Annotated in this window: 19 protein-coding genes; 7 read left to right on the forward strand and 12 right to left on the reverse strand. The window is 69.4% G+C overall.

The features are described 5' to 3' along the window. Positions 1-65 precede the first annotated feature (65 nt). The gene (locus tag PCA76_RS09670) at positions 66-722 is read right to left on the reverse strand and encodes an HAD family hydrolase (RefSeq protein WP_272616731.1); all 657 of its coding nucleotides are present in this window, start codon (positions 720-722) and stop codon (positions 66-68) included. A 145-nt stretch (positions 723-867) separates the two neighbouring features. On the opposite strand from PCA76_RS09670, the gene PCA76_RS09675 reads away from it, so the two are divergent. Then, positions 868-1,395 (forward strand): SigE family RNA polymerase sigma factor, encoded by a 528-nt coding sequence (locus PCA76_RS09675; protein WP_272616733.1) that lies wholly within the window; start codon positions 868-870, stop codon positions 1,393-1,395. Beyond that, positions 1,392-2,834 (forward strand): hypothetical protein, encoded by a 1,443-nt coding sequence (locus tag PCA76_RS09680; protein ID WP_272616734.1) that lies wholly within the window; start codon positions 1,392-1,394, stop codon positions 2,832-2,834. Before PCA76_RS09675 ends, PCA76_RS09680 begins: the two co-directional genes overlap by 4 nt. Before the next feature lie 55 nt (positions 2,835-2,889). On the opposite strand, the gene PCA76_RS09685 is transcribed toward PCA76_RS09680, so the two are convergent. The 4 genes from PCA76_RS09685 to PCA76_RS09700 form a co-directional block, all read right to left on the reverse strand. Beyond that, positions 2,890-3,609: a VOC family protein gene (locus PCA76_RS09685; protein WP_272616736.1), complete on the reverse strand. Its 720-nt coding sequence runs from the start codon at positions 3,607-3,609 to the stop codon at positions 2,890-2,892. Between the two features lie 499 nt (positions 3,610-4,108). After that, on the reverse strand, positions 4,109-5,302 hold the full coding sequence (locus tag PCA76_RS09690) for a hypothetical protein (RefSeq protein ID WP_272616738.1): 1,194 nt from the start codon (positions 5,300-5,302) through the stop codon (positions 4,109-4,111). Positions 5,303-5,826: 524 nt separating this feature from the next. Further along, on the reverse strand, positions 5,827-6,837 hold the full coding sequence (locus PCA76_RS09695) for a mechanosensitive ion channel family protein (protein ID WP_272616740.1): 1,011 nt from the start codon (positions 6,835-6,837) through the stop codon (positions 5,827-5,829). Positions 6,838-7,150: 313 nt separating this feature from the next. Next, complete coding sequence (locus tag PCA76_RS09700; RefSeq protein WP_272616742.1) at positions 7,151-7,765, reverse strand: class I SAM-dependent methyltransferase; 615 nt, start codon at positions 7,763-7,765, stop codon at positions 7,151-7,153. A gap of 204 nt (positions 7,766-7,969) precedes the next feature. Between PCA76_RS09700 and PCA76_RS09705 the strand changes: the two genes are divergently transcribed. After that, entirely contained in the window at positions 7,970-8,524 is a 555-nt protein-coding gene (locus PCA76_RS09705) for an alpha/beta hydrolase (RefSeq protein WP_272616744.1), read from the forward strand. A 143-nt stretch (positions 8,525-8,667) separates the two neighbouring features. Here PCA76_RS09705 and PCA76_RS09710 read toward each other — a convergent pair whose 3' ends face one another. Next, positions 8,668-10,143, reverse strand: coding sequence for an arabinofuranosidase catalytic domain-containing protein (locus PCA76_RS09710; RefSeq protein ID WP_272616746.1), 1,476 nt, complete (start codon positions 10,141-10,143; stop codon positions 8,668-8,670). Positions 10,144-10,361: 218 nt separating this feature from the next. Here PCA76_RS09710 and PCA76_RS09715 point away from each other — a divergent pair, with 218 nt between their 5' ends. Further along, positions 10,362-11,375, forward strand: a complete 1,014-nt coding sequence (locus PCA76_RS09715) for a LacI family DNA-binding transcriptional regulator (RefSeq protein ID WP_272616748.1) — start codon at positions 10,362-10,364, stop codon at positions 11,373-11,375. Between the two features lie 10 nt (positions 11,376-11,385). Here PCA76_RS09715 and PCA76_RS09720 read toward each other — a convergent pair whose 3' ends face one another. The 5 genes from PCA76_RS09720 to PCA76_RS09740 form a co-directional block, all read right to left on the reverse strand. Next, entirely contained in the window at positions 11,386-13,098 is a 1,713-nt protein-coding gene (locus PCA76_RS09720) for an amylo-alpha-1,6-glucosidase (protein ID WP_272616750.1), read from the reverse strand. 32 nt (positions 13,099-13,130) lie between these two features. Then, a complete protein-coding gene (locus PCA76_RS09725) occupies positions 13,131-13,955 on the reverse strand; it encodes a carbohydrate ABC transporter permease (protein WP_272616752.1) in 825 nt (274 codons plus the stop codon). Next, a complete protein-coding gene (locus PCA76_RS09730; RefSeq protein WP_272616754.1) occupies positions 13,952-14,791 on the reverse strand; it encodes a carbohydrate ABC transporter permease in 840 nt (279 codons plus the stop codon). Before PCA76_RS09730 ends, PCA76_RS09725 begins: the two co-directional genes overlap by 4 nt. A 150-nt stretch (positions 14,792-14,941) precedes the next feature. Then, a complete protein-coding gene (locus PCA76_RS09735; RefSeq protein WP_272616756.1) occupies positions 14,942-16,180 on the reverse strand; it encodes a sugar ABC transporter substrate-binding protein in 1,239 nt (412 codons plus the stop codon). A gap of 13 nt (positions 16,181-16,193) precedes the next feature. Then, entirely contained in the window at positions 16,194-16,358 is a 165-nt protein-coding gene (locus PCA76_RS09740; protein WP_272616758.1) for a hypothetical protein, read from the reverse strand. Between the two features lie 121 nt (positions 16,359-16,479). On the opposite strand from PCA76_RS09740, the gene PCA76_RS09745 reads away from it, so the two are divergent. Next, positions 16,480-18,315, forward strand: coding sequence for an RICIN domain-containing protein (locus PCA76_RS09745; RefSeq protein ID WP_272616760.1), 1,836 nt, complete (start codon positions 16,480-16,482; stop codon positions 18,313-18,315). Between the two features lie 99 nt (positions 18,316-18,414). Continuing rightward, complete coding sequence (locus tag PCA76_RS09750) at positions 18,415-19,977, forward strand: arabinofuranosidase catalytic domain-containing protein (protein ID WP_272616762.1); 1,563 nt, start codon at positions 18,415-18,417, stop codon at positions 19,975-19,977. 81 nt (positions 19,978-20,058) lie between these two features. On the opposite strand, the gene PCA76_RS09755 is transcribed toward PCA76_RS09750, so the two are convergent. After that, positions 20,059-21,408: an extracellular catalytic domain type 1 short-chain-length polyhydroxyalkanoate depolymerase gene (locus PCA76_RS09755; protein WP_272616763.1), complete on the reverse strand. Its 1,350-nt coding sequence runs from the start codon at positions 21,406-21,408 to the stop codon at positions 20,059-20,061. Positions 21,409-21,686: 278 nt separating this feature from the next. Here PCA76_RS09755 and PCA76_RS09760 point away from each other — a divergent pair, with 278 nt between their 5' ends. After that, entirely contained in the window at positions 21,687-22,646 is a 960-nt protein-coding gene (locus tag PCA76_RS09760; RefSeq protein WP_272616765.1) for a PaaX family transcriptional regulator, read from the forward strand. Positions 22,647-22,838 lie beyond the last annotated feature (192 nt).

The raw sequence follows: 22,838 nt of genomic DNA on the forward strand, positions 1-22,838 counted from the left end.
GGCGGCGTACTCGTCTGCGCCGGCCACCCGCGTCGAGTGCCGGAACGCGACGGGCCACCACTCGGCTAGCCGCTCGCCGCGTTGTGCTTCGCCACCAGGCCCGGGAGTTCGTCCAGCGAGTCGATGCGGAACAGGCACTGCTCGGACACGGCGGGGATGTCGAGGATGTGACCCCAGGGACTGCGCCGGATCAGGCACGTCTTCATACCGGCCTCCCGGGCCGGGCGCGCATCGTTGTCGGGCCGATCGCCGACGTAGAGGATCGAGGACGCAACGCCACCGCCTTCGCGGACGACCCGCTCGAAGAAGGCCGGCGACGGCTTCGCCACGCCCCAACCGTGCGACGTGCCGATCACGTCCACGGGAAGGTCCAGAGCGCGGAGGATCGTCTCGGCATGAGCTGGCTGGTTGCCGGCCAAGCCCACGACCAGGCCCTGATCCTTCAAGGACGTCAGGCACGGCCGCGCGTCGGGATAGAGGTCCTCCTCGCCGAACGATTCCGGCTTGTCAGCGGCGGCTCGACGCTCAAGCTCGACCGCGAGGTCGAAGTCGGGCCGGAAAGCCCGGAACGTCTCCTGATAGTCCAGACCTCTGGCGATCACCGCGCCGAACACCGCCGAAAGCGTGTGTCGTGGAACGCCGAGCCAGTCTGCCCAGGCCTCGAACTCGCGGGACTCGTCGAGAATCGTCCCGCCGACATCGAAGAAGATCGCGTTTATCACTTGCGTCCTCCGTCACGGTCGCGCTGCTGGTGGAGCATAGACGGAACGCTGTCCGACCAAGGTGCCCACTCAACCCGAGCGCCGCAGATCGCGTCTCACTCTGCATCCGCCCGTGAACCCGAGGCGGACGTGACCTGGAGGTGGCGTGAGCCGGTACGACGACGACGAGTTCCGGCTGTTCGTGCAACGACAGTGGGGGTCGTTGCTCCGAACCGCCTACCTGCTGACCGGCGACCGGGGGACAGCCGAGGACCTGGCGCAGTCGGCGTTGGAGAAGACCCATCGGCGCTGGGGGCGGATACTGCGCAGGGACGCCCCTGAGGTCTACGTACGCCGGGTGATGGTCAACACGGCGATCTCCTGGCGGCGTCGGCGGAGGCCACTGGAGGTGCCGCTGCTGACCTCCGACAGCGCGCCGACGTCGGACGCGTACGCGCAGGTGGAGGAGCGGCAACTGCTCCTCGCCGCGCTGCGGCGGTTACCACCCCGGACCCAGGCGGTTCTGGTGCTGCGCTACTTCGAGGACCTCAGCGAGGCGGACACCGCCCAGGTTCTCGGCTGCTCCATCGGCTCGGTGAAGAGCCAGGCCTCGCGCGGGCTGGCCCGGCTGCGGGTCGAGTTCGCCCCGACCGCCCCGCAGTCCCCGGTACGGCTCGAGGAGGAACTGGCATGAGCGAGAGCTTCGCGCATTCGACGCTCAGCCCTGCGCTGCGGCAGGCCGCGCATGGTGTCGACGTACCCGAGGACCCGTGGTCGGGGTTCGCCCGGCGCGAGCGACGGCACCGGCGGACGCGGCTGATCCGGGCGGCGATGGCCGCCGTGGTCGCGGTGACGCTCGTCGGGGTCCAGACCAACGTGGTGCCCCTGCCCGGGTGGGCGCCGGGCATCGCGGTCGCCGCCGCCCCGACTGCGCTGCTCGACGCGCCGCCCCGGGGCACGCTGGCCGGCGACCATGCCTGGCTGGACACGCTGCGGGCGCGGATCAGCACCGATCCGCCAATAGGTACCGACAACCCGTTGGGTGGCTGGATCCCGGACGGGATCTGGAAGGTCGCCGATCGCGACCGGATTCGTCTGCTCTACGGCAGTGACCAGCCGGGCCAACGGGTCGCGCTGGTCGCGGTGCCGCTGCGGTCCGGCCTGCTGACCAGGGAGATGCTGGTCTGGTACGTGGGTCCGGCCGGGGCCGGCGCCCAACAGATGCGTTACGGCGGGCACAGCGAGGGTGTCGACAGCCCGGTGATGACCCTGATGCAGGCCGAGTCCGACCGGGGCGGATTCGCGGTCGTCGTCGGGCCGGCCGAATCGACCGTGATGATCAGTGGTGACCCTCGGTACACGCCGAAGGGCACCCTGGAGTACCAGAACCTCGCCAGGGCGGACGGCAGTGGGGTCGGTTTTGCCGTCCTGCCCCCCGCGCCGCTTCGGAGCGAACCCGTCGTCCGGGTCAGCCGTGGCAACCAGGTGCTTTTCCTGGGCGGTCTGGGCGGTGGCCCGTACGCCGGGATCGATCCCACCGGGCCGGAGATGGACGCCCTGCTCACTGCCGCCCGCCGGGGTGCCCGAGGTACGCCACTGGACGACGCCAATCTGCGCAGCTACATCGAATTGGCACTGCTCGACAGTCGCCTCCCGGCGGCCGGGACGACAGCACGGGTGCGGTGGTCGGGCAGGGAGCACGGCCACGCCGCCGCGCTGCTCACCGTGCAGCCTGCCGACGGCGGGGTGATCGCGTACGCCGTGCACGGTGACGAGCGGACCGGCTGGTGGACCGACCTGCGACTGCTGCTGCCGGCCAAGGGCGTCGACCAGCGACCGATCGGCTGGCGGATCCGGGCCGACGACGGCACCCGCACGCCGACGGACCAGGTGCGGGTGATCGCCCCTCCGGACGCGGCGCGCGTCACGGTCACGGCCGGCAGCGCACCCCCGGCCACCGTCACCCTCGACGCGTCGAACGCCGGCACCATCCGGATACCGCCGGACCGGCCGGCCACCCTCACCGCGTACTCCAAGGACGGCGGTGTCCTCGGAACCACCCCGTTGCCGCCGGTCGAGGCCGACATGGCGGGCTTGCCGGGCGACAGCCCGGCTACCCGGGTGACTCCCTGACGAACCGGAAGCGCGGCCGAGCCGTCCGACGGCGGCTCGGCCACGCCGCGTCGGCTCAGCGCAGTGCCGCTGCGAGGTCGGCGGCGGTTTCGAACGTGGGCGCTGCCCGTTCGGTCTCGTCCGCGCTGAGCGCGACACTATCGACGCGGGCCAGCATTTCCGTTGCAGTCTCGTGGTCGTGCAGGACCATGGCCAGTTCGGCGCGGTAGACGAGGACCTCCACCTGTTCGACCGGGTCGTCGTCCGCTTGCGGTCGGGCCAGCGCGCTGTCGAGGATTCGGACGGCCTGCTGGACGTCACCCCTGGAGTCGCCCTGCACGACGGCGTTCGCCAGGGCTTTGGCGAGCCGCCCGGCAGACGTCGTCGCCGGCGTACGCGTGGTGGCGGCCTTCTGAACGACGCGGATCCAATTGCCGCCCGGGTCGATGATGCTGAATCCGCCCACTCCGTCGTAGTTCTTTCGCGCCCGGGGTCGCGTCATCCGCGGGGTCCCGGACACCAGCACCTTGCCGTACGCGGTCCGCATGCCCTCAGCGAACGCCCGGTGCAGTGCCCCGATGTCCGAGGTGAGTACGAGGCAGGAGCCGTAGGACTGCTCCGGGTCGAACCCGGCGATCTCGAAGAAGTGCAGATGCAGATCTTCGCGTCGCAACGCCACGTACGGGCTGGGCTTGCGCTGCTTGTGCGTGGCGTTGAATCCGAGAACCTCGTAGAAGGTGGCGATGTCGTCGATGGACGCGCAGGGCAGCAGGGGAACGGTCACCTCGTTGGTCATGGCTCCTTCCTAGGTGTCGCGGGGTACCCGTCGCACATGGAAAAAGCCGATCATCGCCTTCAGCCGTCCGATCGGGCGAGGCGTCGCTGGTTCGCGGAGCCCTCGGCGGCCAGCGGCCGCAGGACGGAGGGGCCGGCCCCCAGTACCAAAGGCCAGCGAGGTTCAGCAGCTCCGGATCGACCGCGGGTAGCGGCGCCACGGCGCCGGGGTCCGCGGCTCCCGCTCGGCGACCGTCCGCACCAGGTCAGCGGCGGTTCGCTGGGTAGACGAACGCCCGGTCGAAGTCCGCCGTCGTTCGCCACCGCCCGTCGGCGTGCGTCGCGGTTTGTTACTCCGTTGGGCGTGCACCCACGCCCCGTCCCGGCCCGCGGTGGTCTGCGCCACCGTGATGGCCAGCCTCACCGCGTGGACCAGCCCACCGATGACATCGCCCTGCTGGCGATCCGCGCCGCCGAGGGCAACCGCGACCGGGTCCTGATCCCAGCGCTGACCAGGGCCGTCAGCCGGCTTCGTGGTTCCGCTCCGGCTCAGACCTGTCTCTGCGCGGTGACCCGGACTCGCCGCTCGGTCCCGGTCTGGCCTTGCCGGTCGGTTCCGGCCCACCCTGCTCGCCGGTCAGCTCCGCGTCGGGATGATAGCGGTACGCCGCTTCCCGTACCGCCGAGTCGGACTCTAGTCCGGCGCCGAGCGCGCCGCCGACCATCGCCAGCGAGCTGGCCAGCCAGCCCAGCTTGACCTGGTGGGCGACGCCGACCGGTCGGCCGGTGGATGCAGCGAGCAGGTCCCAGGGGACGAGGGTGATCGCCCCGATGATAGTCAGCGCGGCGAGCGCCACGTACAGCGCGAGGACGCCGATCACCACGGTGAGCACGGTGACCACGTTGAAGAGGACGACCTGCTCCCGGGCACCCGGGTCGCGCGGAACCCGCTCCCAGAGGCGCGCGCCGAGCACCATGGTCAGCACCACCGCCAGGACGGAGCCGGCCGCGAGCAGGGCGAGCCGCAGGTTGCCCAAGGCCGCCGACAGCTGCCAAATATCGGCGCTCACCAGGGCGAGGACGGCGGTCGCGAATGCACCGACCAGCAGCCGGGAGAGCCGGACGGCCAGCCGCCACGGCCGGTTCGCCCGGAGCATGCCGAGCAGCAGCCGCAGGTTGCCGCCGATCACCCCGGCCAGCAGGCCGATGCCGGACGCCTGGTGGTTCACGCGCGCGCCGAGTTCCTTGGCCCGCCGTCCGGTGGCCAGGCTCCGGCGGCGCGGGCCGGCCCGTACCGGCTCGCCGACCGCGTCGGTATCGCCGAGCAGTGCCGCGAGGAGCCGGTCCCCGGCCTCGGCCATCCGCCGGGCCATGGCGACGGGGCCGAGCGCGGGCATGGAAAGGACCGCGACGCCGTGGGTGGTGCTGGCGTGCGCGACCACGGGCCGCCGCGCGGTCTGCAATGGCAGGTCCGTCACACAGAGGACCAGACTCCAGCCCTCGTCCAGCATCCGGCGCCGGGTTGCCTCGATGAGCTGACCGAGGTCGGCCGGCCCTTCGACGAGCCGTGCCACCTGGAGGCGTACCGCCCAGTCGACCTCCGGGACGCGGCTGCGGAGCCGGTCGGCGAGCTCCGCAGCGGCCTCCCGCGCCAAGTCGGCCGCGGCCCCGGGGGCGGCCACGACACCCACGACGACGGACCCGCGCCCGGTCACCACACTCCCGGAGCCGGCCCGGCCGCTCCCCCGGGCGTGGCGCCGGTCCGTGGCGCCGTCGTCAACACTCGAGGTCGTCCTTCAGGATGCTCATCGCCATCTTCAGCCGCTCGATGTAGAGCGGCAGCAGATCCTTCTTGATGGCCGCCCCGGGCCGGCTCGTCCACCGGGTTCAGGGCGTACGTCCACTCGATAGAGGTGTTCGTCCGGCGCACGCCTGGGGTGTTCCAGCCGGTGATGGCGCTGCTGGTCACGATTGCCGGCGAGTGTCCAAATCTGGAAAAGTTGTGGCTCAGGTCGACGTCGATGACGTACTCGAAAACCTGGCCGATGGGAGCGTTGACGGTACGGGTGACCCGGACGAAGTCGTCCCCTACCTCGGTGCAGTCCCGGTCGACGCCCATCGCTGCCTCCCGTCCCTTTCGCTCTGGTCCAGCTAGTCCCCGCTAGGCGCCGACTCATTCATCGGCGGCAGCTCACCGGTGTGCTCGTCGCGGACCCGGCGGCCACGCCGGAACCGACGGTCAGGGCTGGTACTGGCTGCGGGTGCGGGGCAGCCATTGGGGGTGCTTGTCGCGCAGGTAGCGGATCAGTCCCTCGCGTAGGTCGCAGCGCAGGTCCCAGGCGCTGGCGCCGTCCGCGGCCGAGGCCTGCACCTGGATGACCACCGCCTGCGGGGTGGCGTCGACCATCTGGAGCACCCACCGGTTTCGATCCCACAGCGGTGAGGACTCGACCAGTCGGTGTGCCTCCCGGCGCAGGTCGTCCAGGTCGGCGGTGTGGTCGACATGTAACTGGATCTTGCCAATCACCCGCGACTCGTTCCGGGTCCAGTTTTGGAACGGCCGCTCGGTGAAGTAGGTGGTCGGCAGGATGAGCATCCGGTCATCCCAGAGCCGGATCACCACGTTGGTCAGCTTCACCTCCTCGACCCGGCCCCATTCACCGTCCACCACCAGCACGTCGCCGACGTGCAGCCCGTCGGCGAAGGCGACCTGGATGCCGGAGAACGCGTTGCCGAGCGCGGTTCGGGCGGAGAGGCCGATCACCGCGCCGACCACCCCGGCCGAGGTCAGAATGGAGATGCCGAAGAGGCGTACCGGCCGGAAGGTGATCAGGATCAGGCCGATCGCGACGATCGTAACCACGGCGACGGTGAGCCGCCGCACGGGGCGGATCTGGGTCCGGGCCCGCCGGACCCGCCGGCTCGTGACCGGATCGCTCGGCAGGCGGCTGAACGCGACCGCCTCGGCGACGTGCAATGCCTTGACCACCAGCCACGCACCGGCGACGACCAGGACCAGCAGGATGGCGTGCCGCAGATAACGCTGCCACTCGGCCGGTCCGGGCGGCAGCGCGTAGTACAGCGCCCCGACCAGCAGGAACGCGGCCGCCGGGCGGCGGCAGGCGTGCCACAGCGGCTCCAGCAGCCACCTATAGCGGCCACGGGCACCCCGGCGGACCAGCACGCCGGAGACCAGGTCCACGACCACGGCTGCCGCCAGCGCGGCCAACACGATCAACGCGGTACGCATCAGAAGCCGTTCACCGTGATCCCGATGCCGCCTCTCCTGGGCTCCCGACCGTACTCGCCGCGTTCAGGGTGCCATTAGATCCGGTGGGAAGCGTTGGATATCGGGAATGCCAAACGGCCGTGACCGACGTCCGGCGGCTGCCGAACGAGACGGCCGGCCTGCCCGCAGGCTCCCTGCGAGCAGGCGCAGGATGAGTGACCGGCCCCCTGTGGCCGGTCGGCGCGGTTGTGTTCGGTCCGCCGGAGCGGTCTCTGCGGCATCATCCCTGGCCATGACAGATGCACGGATCTGCCGTGATCCGAGCGGTCCGCGCTCACCTCGCCCCGTCCACTGCGACCGCCGCGATGGCGGCATGCGGCCGATGAATGCCGTCGCTGGGACGCGGTAGGCGTTCGACCTCCAGGAAACCGGCCCGGCCGAGTCGCTCGGAGATCTCGTCGATGGGCCAGCGGTAGGCGGTCACGACCTTGTGGTCGAAGGCGGCGACCTCGTCGGCCTCGAAGACGCCCAGCACCAATGTTCCGGCCGGAGCCATCGCTCGCCGGAACTCGATGAGCACGCCGTCGAGTTCCTGCGGCGGCAGATGGATCAACGAGTACCAGGCCAGGATGCCGTCGACGGAGTTGTCGGGGACGTCCAGGCGTTCCAACGACCCGAGGTGGTACTCGACGTTCGGGTGGGCCGCCCGTGCATGGGCGATGAACTCGGGGACCAGGTCGATCCCTGTGGCGTCGACGCCGAGCGAACGAAGGTAACCGGTGAGATGGCCAGGCCCGCACCCGAGATCCAGCACCGTGCCGGGCCGACTCGCCAGATGTCGCCTGATGAAGGCGAGGTCGTCGGGATCTACCTGCTCGGTGGTGCCGAAATGCCCAATGTAGAGCTCTGCCATGGACCCGTATGCCTGCCGGACCTTCTCCCTGTTCACCGCCGAACTATACGAGCTCACTGCTGCTCGTCGCCGTAGATGAGGACCAGGTACTTGGCCATATCTCATACCCCATCGGTTGCCGGCCCCTCTGCGGTGGTCTCTACTATCACGACGAGCCGGGGCGGCTGCAGATCGACAGCCGGGACAAGGTCCCAGGCCCGATGATCCGGGAATCATCGCAGGCTGCACAGGAGGATCGTCGTGGCGGGAACTCCGCAGATCTTGTTCATCCAGGGCGCCGGCGCCGGCACCTACGACGAGTGGGACAACAAGCTGGTCGACAGCTTGAGGCGGGAGCTCGGGGACGGGTACGAGGTCCGCTACCCGCGCATGCCCGACGAGGACGACCCGAGCTACGCCACGTGGAGCGCGGCCATCCGGCGGGAGATCGCGGCGGTGGCCGACGGGGCGGTCGTCGTGGGCCATTCAGTGGGCGGGACGATCCTCGTCAACGCGCTCGCTGAGCGGCCACCGGAGCGGGAGCTCACGGCCATCGTGCTGATCGCCGCCCCGTTCGTCGGTGCGGGCGGCTGGCCCGGCGACGGGTTCGAGTCGCCGTACGACCTCGGCGCGACGCTGCCGCGAGGTGTGCCGGTGCACGTGTTCCATGGACTCCAGGACGAAACTGCTCCACCGTCGCACGCGGACCTGTACGCCGGCGTCATTCCGCAGGCACAACTGCACCGGCTGCCCGGCCGCGATCACCAGCTGGACAACGACTTGAGCGAGGTCGCGACGGTGATCGGACGCGACTAGCCGGTAGCGAGTTGTCTGTGCGGCCTGTGTCGGGCGCACCTCGGGAGCAGCGGCGATGGCATCGGTCCTTCAGGCGATCGCCGTTCGTGCCGGCTCCGCGGGCCTGGCGGAGCCGGCACGAACGACCTGGTGGTACGGCGTGATCAGCTACGGGTGGACCACTGCTGGTTCTGTTGTCCGTTGCAGGCCCAGAGGATGAGTTTGGTGCCGTTCACGGTGGCGGCGCCGTTGGCGTCGAGGCAGAGCCCGGATTGGACGCCGGTGATGGTGCCGTTGGCGTTGAGGTTCCATTGTTGGTTGGTGCCGCTGTGGCAGTCCCAGATGATCGCCTGGGTGCCGTTGGTGGTGCCTTGGCCGTTGGCGTCGAGGCACTTGTTGCCGGACGTCTGGAGTTGTCTGGTGGCGGTGTAGGTCCAGCGTTGTGGTGTGCCGCCGGTGCAGTCCCACAGTTGCACCTGGGTGCCGTTGGTGGTGGTGCCGTTCGGTACGTCGATGCAGCGGCCGGACTGTCCGCCCACGACCTGGACGTTCTGCTGCGGGTTGCCGCCGCTGGCTGGGGCGTACGCGGCGGCGTTGATGTTGGCTTGGACGGCGTTCTCGGTGGCCGCCGACGGGTAGCCGGAGGTCAACACGCCCTCGAAGAAGGTGCCGCGGCCGGTGATGCTGTTGTCGCCACCGATGCCGAGGAGGATGGCACCCTCCTTCTTCATGGGGTGGTAGCCGTTGGGGCGCGGCCCGTCGAAGTAGGTCGTCAGGCTGCCCGACTGCGCGTTCCCGCCCCGGATCGCCCAGTGGTTCGGCTCGCCCTTGACCATGGCTGTGACGAAGCGGTGGTTGATGGACGCGATGTTGTTGTAACCCGCGTTCACCCCGGAGAACAGCCCCCACTCCAGGTCAGCCATGATCCAGGGGCCGCTACCCGCACCGTAGCCCCACTGCTTGTTGGCGCCGAAGTAGACGGTCTCCATGATGGCGCGCTCGTCGGCGAGGCCGTTCGTCTGGGCGTTGCCATAGTCGAAGCAGCACCACTGGTTGTAGTGCGTGCCGTCGACGACCGCGTAGATGCCCTCGGGTTGGTCGCCGGTCGCGACGCCGTTGGTGTTGTTGTTGCGGTAGCCGGTGCCGGGCGCGATGTAGACGCCGTAGGCCTTCTGACCGCCGATCGTGATCGGGGCCGCCTTCGCGTCGGCGAGGTTGTCGAATCCGCCGGGAGCGGGGCCGGAGAAGCCGCCGGGAGGCGCCTGGGTGAGGCGGTTGTTCCGACCGGACTGGTCGTAGATGACGGTGATGACGCAGCTTGTGTTGGCACAGAACGAGTCCTGTGCGGCGGCGTTGGCGAGCCCTCCCGCGCTCAACACACCGATGTCCTGGGTGGCATTGTTCGACGAGCGTCGGACCTGGTAGAGCGGGCCGTTGTACGCGCCGTACAGCGCGCGGGTGGTGCTGTGCGCGGCTACGCAGGGCGTGCCACCCGAGGCGTAGATGTCACACGGTCCCGTGCCGGCGGCGTGGGCGACGCCCGGCGTGTCCGAGACCACGTAGATGCCAGCGCCGACGACGAGGACCAACAGGGTCCCCGCGGCGGCCAAGAGGCGGCTCAGCCTTCTCTTCACGTTCATCGAATCCTCTCCGACATGCGGTGGTGGTGGGGTGGGTCAGAGCTTGCGAGCAACGTCATACGTCGTACCAATGACATTAACGGTGGTCCATGTCTTCGCGCTACCTGTAACGGCTGTGGAGCCATGACGGATCCAAGGGCCAGATTCAGGACGGATATGCTCGTCAGCGGGCATGGCGCGTCCCCGTGTCGGGGCAAGAATCGATTCGAGGGCGGTCTATGAACATCGGGGAGATCGCCCGCCGGGCGGGGGTGTCCCGCAGCACCGTGTCCTACGTGCTGAGCGGGAAGCGGACCGTGTCCGAGGCGACCCGGCAGCGGATCCAGGCGGTCATCGACGAGCTGGACTACCGACCGAACGCCAGCGCCCGCGCTCTGAAGGAGGGACGCACCCGCACCCTCGGGCTGGTGATCCCTCCGGCCAGCCAGCGGTTGACCGACATGCAGTTGGGCTTCGTCGCCAGCGTCGTCGAGGCGGCCGCCCGCCATGACCTCGATGTGCTGCTCTCTCCGTCCGGCGGCGACCATGACCGGTCGTTCGAGCGGATCGTCACCGGGCGTCGGGTGGACGGTGTGGTCCTCATGGAGATCCGGTTGAAGGACGACCGGGTGACTCGGTTGACCAAGGCCGGCCTGCCGTTCGTCACGATCGGGCGGACCGCCGAGCCGCACGGGATGAGCTGGATCGACATCGACTACGCCGGGCTGATCGCCAGGTGCGTGCACCACCTGGCCGATCTGGGGCACCGGCATGTGGCACTCGTGAACCGCTCCGCGGAGTTGGTGGCCGCGGGTTACGGCCCCAGCCATCGGGCGCTGGCGGGTTTCCGGGCGGCGGCGATGGAGCGGGGCGTGACCGGCGTGGAGGTCTGCTGCGGCGACGACACGGTCTCCGGCGAGGCGTGCGTGGAAGAACTGCTGGCGACACATCCGGACGTCACGGCGGTGGCCACCATCAACGAGGCCGCGCTGCCCGGAATGCAGCGCGCACTGACCAGTGCCGGGCTGTCAGTGCCGGGCGACTTCTCCGTCACCGGCGTCGCCGCCCAGCACTGGGCGGAGGATTTCCGGCCGCCGTTGACCGCTGCGGATGTGCCGATGGTCGAGATGGGCGCCGAGGCGGTGTCGTTGCTGCTGGAGATCATCGCCGCGCCCGGAGCGGTGCCCCGCCACCGGCTGTACAACCCGCCCATCTCGTTGCGCTCCAGCACCGGTCCGGTCCGGGGCCGCTGAGCCCGTGCGGCTACCCACCCGCGACTCGCCGCTCCTCCTGGGCGGCAGCGAGGATGAGATAGCTGCTGGCAGTCCAGGTGTACGCGCGGTCCCTGAGCCCAGCGCCGGTTTCGGCGTCGAAGTTCTCCGCGAAGCCGGACTTCTCACACAAGGCGAGGAATCGTCGGCTGATGTCGTCGGCGATCCTGGTCTGCCCGGCCCGGCGCAGACCGTCCTCGACCAGAACGGTGGAGGGTGCCCAGATCGGGCCACGCCAGTAGCCGTCGGCCACGTAGTGGGCCGAGTCCGTCGGCTCGGTGGCCAGCCCGTGCGTGGTCAGGTGCGTCTCGGCGCCCCGGGCCAGAGCGGCGGCGACCGGGGTGGGCAGGCCGGCCCCGAGGGCGACGGGCATCAGGTCGAGCAGGCTGCGGCTCGCCCGCCGATGCCCGGTGCGAGGGTTGCGGGCGGTGAAACGTTCGCCGTCCCACAGGTCCCGGAGCATGGCGCCCTGGATCCGGTCGGCCTCCCGGGACCACTGGTCGGCGGGTTCGCCCAGCTCGGCGGCGAGGTCCGCCAGGCAGCGAAGCTGCGAGACCAGGAACGCGGCGAGGTCGGCCGTCTGGAGAACCCGGTCGCCGTCGAAGGTGGTCGCGTTGTCCCAGCCGCTGTCGTTGCCGTGCTGGTAGTGGGGCAGATCGTGGCCGGGGGCTCGGCGCGCGTCGAGCCAGAACCTGGTCCACCGGGCGAGCCGGTCGTACGTCTGCGCCAGCGCCGCCCGGTCCAGCGGCTGAGGAAGGCGTCGGCGCAGGTGTCGTAGAGCCCAGCCGTGAATGGGGGGCTTGACGTAGTTGTGCAGGACCTCGGAGTGGGCGATCGAGTCGGGTAGGGCGCCGGACTCATCCTGGTGGTCGAAGGGCAGGTGGAACTGGTGCCAGGCCAGCTCCGGCTCGCCGCTGGCCAGGGCGATCGCGTTGAAGCAGTGGTCCCAGCTCCACACCTTGTCCATCCAGTGCTTGGACATGAGGACGGCCGGGCGGGTGACGAAGCCCGCCGGAGCGACGGTGGCCGACCACAGGACGTACGCGGCCAGCTCGGCGGCCGGGGTGTCCGCGCCGCGCCACGGCGCGATCGCGTCGACGAACGCGGTGAACTCGGTGATCCGGTCGCGGCACAACTGCTCGAAGGTGACCGATCCGGTGTACGGGCGGCGGGCGGTGGCGTACTCCTCGATCGCGATCTCCCAGGGTTGGTCCCCGGGGAGGTCCAGGGACCGGTCGGCGGTGCCGAGCGCCTCCGCGCCGTCGGTCCGCTGAAGAGCACCGGTGAGCACCGTGATCCGGTAGCGGCGACCGGTCTCGTACGAGGTGAACACGTGTGACCCGTCGACCGGGTCGACGTACAGGTAGGTGCCGCTGAACGGGGTGAGGGTGCTCGCGGCTGCGGCCACCCGCAGGCCGAGCCGTCGGCCCCGGATCCGCAGGGTGTCCGGCCCGTCGTAGACGGCCTCGATCCGGTCGGTGCCACTGCGCCAGGTCAGCAGCGCGGGCGTGGCGACGACTGTGGTACCGGCGACCGTGGGGGTGAGGCGCAGTACGGGATGCAGCCCGGTCTGGTGGGAGACCAGGTGCAGATCGTCGGCGTACGTCTTCTCGGCAACCACCGGAGAGATGTTGAACCAGGATCCTCGGTAGCTGAACGGGATGTCCTGGATGGGAAACTCCGGACCGGACGGGGAGACGGTCATGGGTGGCGGGTGCCTTTCTGTCGTACGGGTGGTCAGTCCTTGATGGCGCCGGCGGTCACGCCCATCGAGACGTACCGCTGGGCCAGGATCAGCAGCACGGCGGCGGGAATGGAGGCGACGACAGCGGTGGCCATGATGGCGTTCCACTGCTGGTTGTTGTTGCCGATGTAGTGGTAGATGCCGAGAGTGATCGGCTGATGGTCGCCGCCGCCGGCGAGGGTCGAGGCGAAGATGAAGTCCGACCAGGACCAGAGGAACGCGAACAGCGACACCGTGACGATCGAGTTGCGGCTGACCGGCAGCACGACCGACCAGAAGGTCCGCAGCCGACCGGCGCCGTCGACCACGGCGGCCTGGAGCAGCTCGTCGGGAATTCCGGACATGAACGCCGTGAAGATCAACACGCCGAACGGCACCGCCAGTGTCGTGTCGGCCAGGATCAGGCCGGGCAGCGTGTTCAGGACGCCGAGATTGAGATAGATGGCGTAGAAGCCCATCGCCATGATGATCCCCGGGATCATCTGCGCGATCAGCAGCATGAAGCTCAGCGCCGGGCCGCCGGGCGGCCGGAGCTTCGCCAGCGCGTATCCGGCGGGGGCCGCCAGCGCCACGGTCAGCGCCACCGTGCCGAGGCCGACCAGAAAGCTGGTGCCGAGGTACGGCAGTTGTTGGTCGAGCACCGCGCGGTAGCCGTCCAACGTGCCGTTGGTCGGAATCAGGTGCGGGGGACTGGCCCGCATGTCCTGGTCCCGGGTGAACGACACGTTGATCATCCAATAGACCGGAAAGAGCATCAGCCCGGTCAGCACCAGGCCGATGCCGGTCTTCCACCAGGCCCGAGGCGTTGAGGTGGTCATCGTAGGTGCTGCCTCCGCTCGATCCGGATGTAGACGAGCCCGGCGATGAGGGCCATTACGATGAGCAGGTTGCCGATGGCCGCACCCGGGCCGAACTCGGGCAGCAGGTTGCCGAAGCCGAGCCGGTACGACCAGGTGGCGAGCGTTGCCGAGGAGCCGATCGGGCCACCCCTGGTCATGATCCAGATGATGTCGAAGACCTTCAGCGTGTAGATCAGCCCCAGCAGCAGCGTGATCGTGGAGACGGGACGCAGCAACGGGAAAGTGATCGACCAGAACCGTTGCCATCCCGTCGCGCCGTCGAGCGCGGACGCCTCGTACATCTCGGCGGGGATCGCCTGCAGTCCGCTGTACAGCACCACCAGGTTGAACGGGATGCCGATCCAGACGTTCGCGATGATCACCGAGGTGAGCGACCAGCCCGGCGAGGTGAGCCAGTTGACCGGGCTGATCCCCACGACGCCGAGCGCCGCGTTGACCAGACCGGAGTCGCTGTTGAGCAGCCACGACCAGGTCGACGCCGAGACGATCAGCGGCAGCAGCCACGGTATGAGGATGAGCGCCCGCAGCGTGCGCGACAGCGGGAAGTGCTGGTGGAAGAAGAGCGCGAGGGCCATGCCGATGCTGAACTGGAAGGCGAGCGACGCGGCGGTGAAGATCAGGGTGTGCGCCAGCGTCGGCCCGAAGGCCGGGTCGGTCAGGACCGTCCGGTAGTTGTCGAGGCCGGCGAAGGGCGCGTCGCCCTGTACGAACGAGCGAACGGTGTACTCGCGCAGGCTCAACTCGACGTTGCGGTAGAGCGGGTAGGCGTAGAAGGCCGTCAGGTAGACGGTCACGGGTGCCAGGAAGCCCCACGCAAGCCATCGGCCGGGCCGGCGTACGCGGGACGGGGGAGGCCCGGGTGGGGCGGCCGTCGCCGCCCCACCCTGGTCTCGTGCGGTGGTGGAAGTCTGTGTCGTGGACGGCATGGTGGCGGTGGGGCGCGCTTACCTGGTCGTCGCTGCGGTCTGCGCTGCGGTCAGCGCCTCGCGCGGTGACTTCCCACCGCTGAGGGCTGCCTGCACCGCGGTCCACAGGGACTCGGAGATCTTCGGGTACTTCGTGCCGAGGTTGTCGCCGGTGCGGCCCTTGGCTGCCCGGACCGCCTCCACCCAGACCTTGAGCTTGGGGTCCGCAGCCGCCTGCCGCTCCTGGACGGCGGCGACGGGTGCGACGTAGGACAGCGTGGTGTCGGTGGTGAGCAGGTTCTCGGCGTTGGTCAGACAGGCGACGAGCTTCTGCGACGTGTCGTACCGGCCAGTGTTCTTCTGCACGGGGATGGAGACGAACTCACCGCCGGTGGGCGCCGGCGCCGGGCCGCCCGCGCTGGCCGGGATCGCGATGGTGCCGTACGGGAAGCGGAGCTTCTCCGCGTTGGCCAGTTGCCAGGTGCCGTTCTCGGCGAACGCGTAGTCGCCCGTGGCGAACTCCTGCCAGCTCGTGGTCTGGGTGTTGTTGATGACGGAGTTCGGGGCGTGGCCCTGCTTGAGCCAGTCCGTCCAGAGCGCCAGCGCGGACACCGCCTGCGGCGAGTCCAGACTGGTCAGTTGGGCTCCCGATCCCCAGAACCAGGGCAGGAACTGGAAGCTGCCCTCCTCGGTGCCGATCGCGGAGAAGGTGATGCCCTTCTTCCCCGCGGCCTTGACCTTGGTCAGCGCCCCGGTCAGGGAGGTCCAGTCCTTGATCGTGACCGGGTCGACGCCGGCAGCCGTCAGCAGATCCTTGTTGTAGTAGAGGGCGAGGGTGTTCGCCCCGATCGGCACCCCGTACGTCTTGCCCGCGCTCTGGCCGGCGCCGAGTAGGTTCTTCTCCATGGCCGAGACGTCCAGCTTGTTGTCGTCGGTGGTGGTGAGCGCGCCGGCCTCGGCCAGTGTCGAGATGACCGGGTTGTCCACGATCAGTACGTCGGGCGAGTTTCCCTGCTGCGCGGCGAGCAGCGCCTTGTTGGTCAGGTCCGTGGTGTCGTAGCCGGTCCGCTCGACGGTCACCCCCGCGGAGGTGCCGCACTTCTTGAGCAGTGCGACCCATTCGGAGTCGTCCGCGAACTGCGGGTACGGGTCCCAGACGAGGTAGGCGCCGCCGCCGGTGGGGCCGTCGGCGGACGATGAGCAGGCACTGCCTGCCGCTGCGGCGAGCGCTATCACGGCGACGGCGGCCAGGCGCCGCCGACGACTGAGTCCTGTCATGTGTTGCCTCACTTCAGTCGATCGTCAGGTGGGGATGTGCGGGTTGACCGTCGCGGGCCGGATGCGGTCCGACCATGAGGCGAATCGATTCGACGAACCGGTTCGCCCGAAGATAGGTCCGTCCATGCTCGCCGGTCAAGGGATGGTCGGCCAAGCCGATGGTCTTGCTGGGAAACACGGACTTCATCGTGTCGTCACTCCATTGACACGGTTGACTTTCCGGTCCTACGATCCGTGCGAATCGATTCGCAAGCGCCGCCTCCGGAGAGCGTCCCCCACGCCCCACCAAGGAGCCGCCCGTGAAAACCCCGTCCCGCGGCAGGTCAGGACGAGCCCGCCCGCTCGTCACCCGACTCACGGTCGGCCTGCTCGCCGCCGCTGCCGCCGTAACCGTCGCCGCGTCTCCGGCCCAGGCCGCCGACGAGTCGATCAGCGTCAACTTCTCCACGACCAGCGGTACGCCGACCTACCGCGCGTCCGGCTGGATCTACGGCATGACCGAGAACGCCAGCGGCCCGGCTGACCACTTCTACCGGGACGTCAAGTTCCAGTACATGCGCGCCGGCGGCGCGCAGCTCGCGGGGAGTGGCTGGGTCGGCGGAACCTACGACCGCCGCTGGAACTCCACCCTCGCCCAGGCGCGCCGGACCACCGCTCTCGGCGGTCAGTTCATCCTGCTGCCGCACGACCTGTGGGGCGCGGACGGTGCCGGCATCTCCCGCTTCCCCGGCGACAACGGCAACTGGACCGACTACGACAACTTCCTGACCCGCCTCATCAACGACGTCCGGGCGTCCGGGCTGTCCGTGCAGTGGGACATCTGGAACGAGCCCAACATCACCCCGTTCTGGAACCGCCCGATCTCCCAGTACCTCGAACTGTGGCGCCGCACCCACCAGCGCATCCGAGCCGAGTTCCCCAACCAGCTCATCGTCGGGCCGAGCTGCGCCTGCGTACCGTCGACCACGCACACCTTCTGGAACCAGTACCTGGACTTCATCCGCTCGACCAACACGGTCCCGGACATCATCAGCTGGCACTCCCTGCCGGGTGACCCGGTCGCCAACGTTGCCGCCGCCAACGCCACCCTCGATTCGCGCGGCATCGCTCACCCCCGTCCGTACCAGATCAACGAGTACGGCGCGCCCGACGAGCAGAACCCGGCCGACGGCGCCTGGTACATCGCGCGTCTGGAGCGGGCCCGGGCGGACGGCCTACGGGCCAACTGGGCCAGCGGCGGCAGCCTGCACAACGACCTCGGCAACCTGTTGATCCGCAACTCGGCCGGCCAGCACCAGCCGAAGGGCGAGTGGTGGGCCTACCGGTACTACGCCTCCCAGACCGGGCAGGTGGTGGCGGTGACGGCCAGTCCGTCGTACGACGCCTTCGCCACCAAGGCGACCGGCACGGCGAAGGTCCTGGTCGGTGGCGGGCGTACCACCGGGAACCTGACCGTCAACCTGCAACGCCTGGACACGACCAGCGGCATCGTGCAGAACAACCAGGTGCGGGTGCTCACCCAACGCATCCCCCACAACGGGGGCGGCGCCGTGCAGGGGCCGATCACGGTCTCGAACAGCGTGGTCGGCGTGTCCAACAACAACGCCACCGTGACCCTGGCGTACGCCAATCAGACCGACACCTACACCGTCACCCTGCTGCCACCGTCGGACGGTGGCTTCCAGTCGGTCGCGGTGGCCCAGCACTCCCAGCAGTGCCTGGACAACCCCGGCCTGAGCACCGCCGACGGCAACGTCCAGCAGCAGAACTACTGCGACGGCGGTGACCAGCAGCTCTGGAACTTCCGCCCGGTCGCGGGCGTGGCCAACACGTACACGGTGGTCAACCAGCAGAGCGGCAAGTGCCTCGACGTCAACGGTGTGTCCACCGCGGACGGCGCGGCCGTGCACCAGTGGGCCTGCCTGAACGGCCTCAACCAGCAGTTCACCCTCCGCAAGGTGACGTACGCCGGCAACGACTCGCACGACTACCAACTCGTGGCCCGGCACAGCGGCAAGTGTGTCGACGTCAGCACGGTCTCCACGGCGGCACGGGCGCCGGTCCACCAGTGGACCTGCATCGCGGCCGGCCAGGGCAGCCCCCTCAACCAGACGTGGCGGGTCCTGGGGCGATAGGCGTCGCGAGGGACCGTGGCGTTGGCCGTCCGCCCGCCGGCCAGCACCGCGCCCCGCCGTAATCCCATTCATCGAACGTCGACTCCGAGGAGCCACCTCGTGCGAACTCCGTCCCCTGGGCCAGGAAAAGCCCGCCATCTCTTCCCGAGACGCCATCACGTCCGGCGTCTGGCCCTCCTGGCTGGCGCGCTGGTCGGCGTTCTCGTTGGCGTCGGCGCCACACCCGGTTCCCCGTCCACCGCCGCCGAGGCCACCGTCGCGGCACCGCTGGTGGCGGCTGCCATCGTGCCGGGGCAGAGCGCCCCGATCGTCGGTACGCCATCCGGTCGCTGCCTCGAGGTCCCCAACTCCAGCACCGTCAACGGCACCCAGACGCACCTGTGGGACTGCAACGGCAGTGCCGGCCAGACCTGGACCTGGACATCGAGCAAGCAGCTCACGGTGTACGGCAACAAGTGCCTGGACGCCTCCGGCCAGGGCAGCGCCAACGGCACCCTGGCGATCATCTGGGACTGCAACGGCCAGACCAACCAGCAGTGGAACGTCAACAGCAATGGCACCATCACCGGCGTGCAGTCCGGGCTGTGCCTCGACGCCAGCGCCTACGGCACCGCGAACGGCACCAAGGTCCACCTGTGGGCGTGCCACGGGGGCACGAACCAGCAGTGGACCTCACCGACCACCCCGCCGCCGACCGGTACGCGCCCGTGCGACATCTACGCCTCTGGCGGCACCCCGTGCGTAGCAGCGCACAGCACGACGCGGGCGCTCTATGCGGCGTACGCCGGAAATCTCTACCAGGTCCGACGCTCGTCGGACAACACGACCCGCAACATCGGGCTCTCCGGCGCGGGCGGCACCGCCAACGCGGTGACGCAGGATTCCTTCTGTGCCGGCACGACCTGCGTGATCACGGTCGTCTTCGACCAGTCCGGGCGCGGAAACGACCTCTGGTACCAGGGATCGAGCGTGGTTCCAGGCTCCCCGCAGAGCAGGCCGGCGACCGCGACGTCGGAGTCTCTGACCGTGGGCGGCGCCAAGGCGTACTCGCTCTACATCAACCCCGGCAACAGCTACTGGCGCGACGGGCACCTCACCGGCGTGCCGACCGGGGCCGCTCCCGAGGGTATGTACATGGTGACCAGCGGCACCCACGTCAACAACGGCTGCTGCTTCGACTATGGCAACAGCGAGACGACGAGGAAGGCCGACGCCGCCGGGGCGATGGACGCCATCAACTTCGGCACACAGTGTTGGTTCGGCGGCTGCTCCGGCACTGGGCCCTGGGTGCAGGCAGACCTCGAGTGGGGCCTCTTCCCCGGTGGCAGCCAGACCTGGAACACGAACCAGCGATCCTTCACCAGCAAGTTTGTCACCGCGACACTCAAGAACAACGGCACGAGCCGCTTCGCCATCAAGGGGAGCAACGCCCAGTCCGGCAGCCTCTACACGCTGTGGGACGGCTCGCTTCCGCCGGGATACAGCCCGATGAGGAAGCAGGGCGCGATCATCCTGGGCAGTGGTGGTGACTGCTGCAAGCCCGACGGCGGCGCGAACCTGAGCGCCGGCACCTTCTACGAGGGGGCCATGGTCGCCGGCTACCCGTCCGACGCGACCGAGAACGCCGTACAGGCCAACGTGGTGATCGCCGGTTACCGCTGACCCCGGCAACGCCCGAACGAGTCGTGCGCCGGTCACCACCTCGTGGGGACCGGCGCACGACTCGCGTGGACGTCGGCCCGGTCAGGCGACCGTGCAGGACGCGCCGTTGAGGGTGAACGCGCTCGGCCGCGCGTTGTTACCGGTGTGGGTGGCCTGGAAGCCGATGCTCACCGATCCGTTGGCGGGAATGCCGGCGTTGTAGGAGACGTTCCGGGCCGTCACCTGCCCCGAGTTCGGCGAGTACGAGGCGTTCCAGCCCGAGGTGATGGTCTGGCCGCCCGGCAGGGTGAAGACCAGGGACCAGCCGTTGACGGCACTGGTGCCGGTGTTCGTGACGGTGATGTTCTCGGTCAACCCGGTGTTCCAGGCGTTGACGTCGACCGTCACCCGGCAGGCGCCGGAAGCCGGCGGTGGGGTGGTCGGGGGCGGGGTGGTCGGCGGTGGCGTCGTGGGGGGCGGGGTGGTCGGAGGCGGGGTGGTCGGCGGTGGCGTCGTCGGGTTGGTCAGTCCGAAGAACGCGATGGCGGACGCGGCCATGCCGCTGCCGGGCAGACTGTGCCCGGCGCCCTGGATGCTGTACGCCTCGACCTGAACGGTGCCGCTGGTGTCGGCGTACCTGCGCCGGTTCCAGTTCGCCTGGGGCGTGTCGGTGGAGGTGGGTGTCTGGCTCAGCCCGAACACGTTGGTCCACTGCTCGATCGTCTCCTGCAACAACGAGTACGGCACGAGCGTGTCGTTGGAGCCGTGCCAGACCTGCACGCGCGGGCGAGGACCGGAGTAGCCGGGGTATGCCTGGCGGACCGCGTCGCCCCACTGCTGCGGGGTCCGGTTCATGTTTCCGCCAGTGCACTGGCTGCTGGTCGGTGGGTAGTCCGCCGCGTTGGCGAAGCAGTTGTACGGCACTCCCATGAACGCGGCACCGGCCTTGAACAGGTCGGGATAGAGGGCCAGCATGTGGTTGGTCATCATGCCGCCGGAGGAACTGCCGGTGGCGTAGACCCGGTCCGGGTCGGCGGCATACTGCCGCTGAACGTATTGGATCATGGAGACGATCGACACGGGGTCGCTGCCACCGCCGCGGCGCTTGGCGGCGTCCGACCAGACGTCGAAGCAGTTGCCGAAACCGGCCTGCTGGGTCGCGGATGGGTAGATCACGATGAATCCGTACCGGTCGGCCAGGCTGGCGAACTCGCTACCGGAGTAGAAGCCGGGGCCCGACCCTCCGCATCCGTGCATGGCCACCACGGTTGCCGGCCTGGCCGGGCGGTTGTCCGGCACGTAGACGTGCATGCGCATCCGGCCGGGGTTGTCGCCGAAGCTGGTCACCTCGGTCAGCGACGCCGCGTACGCAGGTTTGAACGTGGGGACCACCAGGCCGAGTGTCGCCAGTGACGCAGCCAGGGCGAGCAGCAGTTTCCTTCTGATTCTCAACGGACGACTCCTTCGATTGCCTGTGCAGGCTGGGATTGGTCGCGCGATCCGGTCGCGGGTGCGCCCGACTCCCGCGGTGATCGCGCAATGCCCGCTACCTGTGGCTCGCCCTGCCCGGCTCCGTGTCGCATCGCGTAGCAGTTAGTGTTCCCCTCGGCCCGACAAGTGTCAATCGAAGACGTTCTATTGACTGGCCGGCGTTCCCCGCCTCGGCGAGGCCGGCTCGTCGGCGGTCCGTCTACAGTCGTCACACCGTCCCTGAGGAGCACGGAGCGCCTGTGGCAAGCCCGTTCGACATCGACGAGATATATCCGGACGACGGAGACCACCCGCTCCGGCTGCCCCGGCGGCAGGTCGGCAACTCGCCGCAGGGTGTCGCGGTGACCCTGCTGGCGGACTACACCCTGCGGACTCGTGCCGACCTTCCGTCCGCTGCCATCGTCGCGCTGCTTGCGGAAACCGGGGTGACTGCGGCCGGCGCGCGTACCGCGATCAGCCGGCTGGCCCGCCGTGGCGTACTGGAAGGCGGCCGAGTTGGACGGCGTAGTTCCTACCGGCTCAGCCGCGCCGCCGCCGCCAACCTCTCCGCCGGGGGCAACTGGATCCTCGTCTCCACCACCTCGCCGGCGCGGTGGGACGGGTGCTGGACGATTGTCGCGTTCTCGCTGCCCCAGGACCACAGTACGCAGCGACGGGCCCTGCGGGCTCAGCTCCGCTGGCTCGGATACGCGCCGTTGTACGACGGGCTGTGGATCTCGCCGCACGAGCTGACCCCTCCGGCTCGGGCGCAGCTCGACCAGCTCACCCTCGGTGCGGTCACGGTGTTCCGCGGACGACAGGCTGACCTCGACTCGACCAGCCACCGTGCCCCGATCGAGGCCTGGGACATCGAGGCGATCAGCCGGAGCTACGAGGCGTTCCTCCAGCGCTGGAGACCGCTGTTGCCCCGGGTGGCATCCGGGCAGGTCGATGGAGCAGCCGCGGTGCGGGCGCGTACCGAGATCATGGACACCTTCCGGCGCTTCCCCGTCCTCGATCCGCAGCTGCCCGTGGAACTCCTCCCGGAGGGATGGCTCAGGCGGCCAGCACGAGAGCTGTTCGAGGCCGTCTACGACGGCCTCGCCGCGCCCGCCGAGCGACACGTCCGGGCCGTCGTCGCGCGCTGTGCCGACGGCGCGCAGCCGGGCATCGAGGCCCACACCACCGCCGACATCCTCGCCGGAGTCGCACCGACGTGAGCCGAGCCGAGCAGGGGCAGGGCGGTTCCGCCGACGGGTGTTCGTGAGCCGGCGATCACTCTCGGACATTGACTGTGAACGATAACAAGACCGTCGTGGTGTGGGTGGTTCGTTACGTCTTGACGAACGGCATGTTATCGCTCACTCTCGATGGAGAGGACGACGGCTCCTGTGGCTCACCGGGCGAGCCCC

It is taken from the genome of Micromonospora sp. LH3U1 (assembly GCF_028475105.1).
Taxonomy (GTDB): Bacteria; Actinomycetota; Actinomycetes; order Mycobacteriales; family Micromonosporaceae; genus Micromonospora.

Bases quoted from the DNA above. Each gene is read 5' to 3' on its own strand.
- PCA76_RS09735 (WP_272616756.1), bottom strand. From the start codon at position 16,180: ATGACAGGACTCAGTCGTCGGCGGCGCCTGGCCGCCGTCGCCGTGATA.
- PCA76_RS09680 (WP_272616734.1), top strand. From the start codon at position 1,392: ATGAGCGAGAGCTTCGCGCATTCGACGCTCAGCCCTGCGCTGCGGCAG.
- PCA76_RS09715 (WP_272616748.1), top strand. From the start codon at position 10,362: ATGAACATCGGGGAGATCGCCCGCCGGGCGGGGGTGTCCCGCAGCACC.
- PCA76_RS09695 (WP_272616740.1), bottom strand. From the start codon at position 6,837: ATGCGTACCGCGTTGATCGTGTTGGCCGCGCTGGCGGCAGCCGTGGTC.
- PCA76_RS09725 (WP_272616752.1), bottom strand. From the start codon at position 13,955: ATGACCACCTCAACGCCTCGGGCCTGGTGGAAGACCGGCATCGGCCTG.
- PCA76_RS09685 (WP_272616736.1), bottom strand. From the start codon at position 3,609: ATGACCAACGAGGTGACCGTTCCCCTGCTGCCCTGCGCGTCCATCGAC.
- PCA76_RS09710 (WP_272616746.1), bottom strand. From the start codon at position 10,143: ATGAACGTGAAGAGAAGGCTGAGCCGCCTCTTGGCCGCCGCGGGGACC.
- PCA76_RS09720 (WP_272616750.1), bottom strand. From the start codon at position 13,098: ATGACCGTCTCCCCGTCCGGTCCGGAGTTTCCCATCCAGGACATCCCG.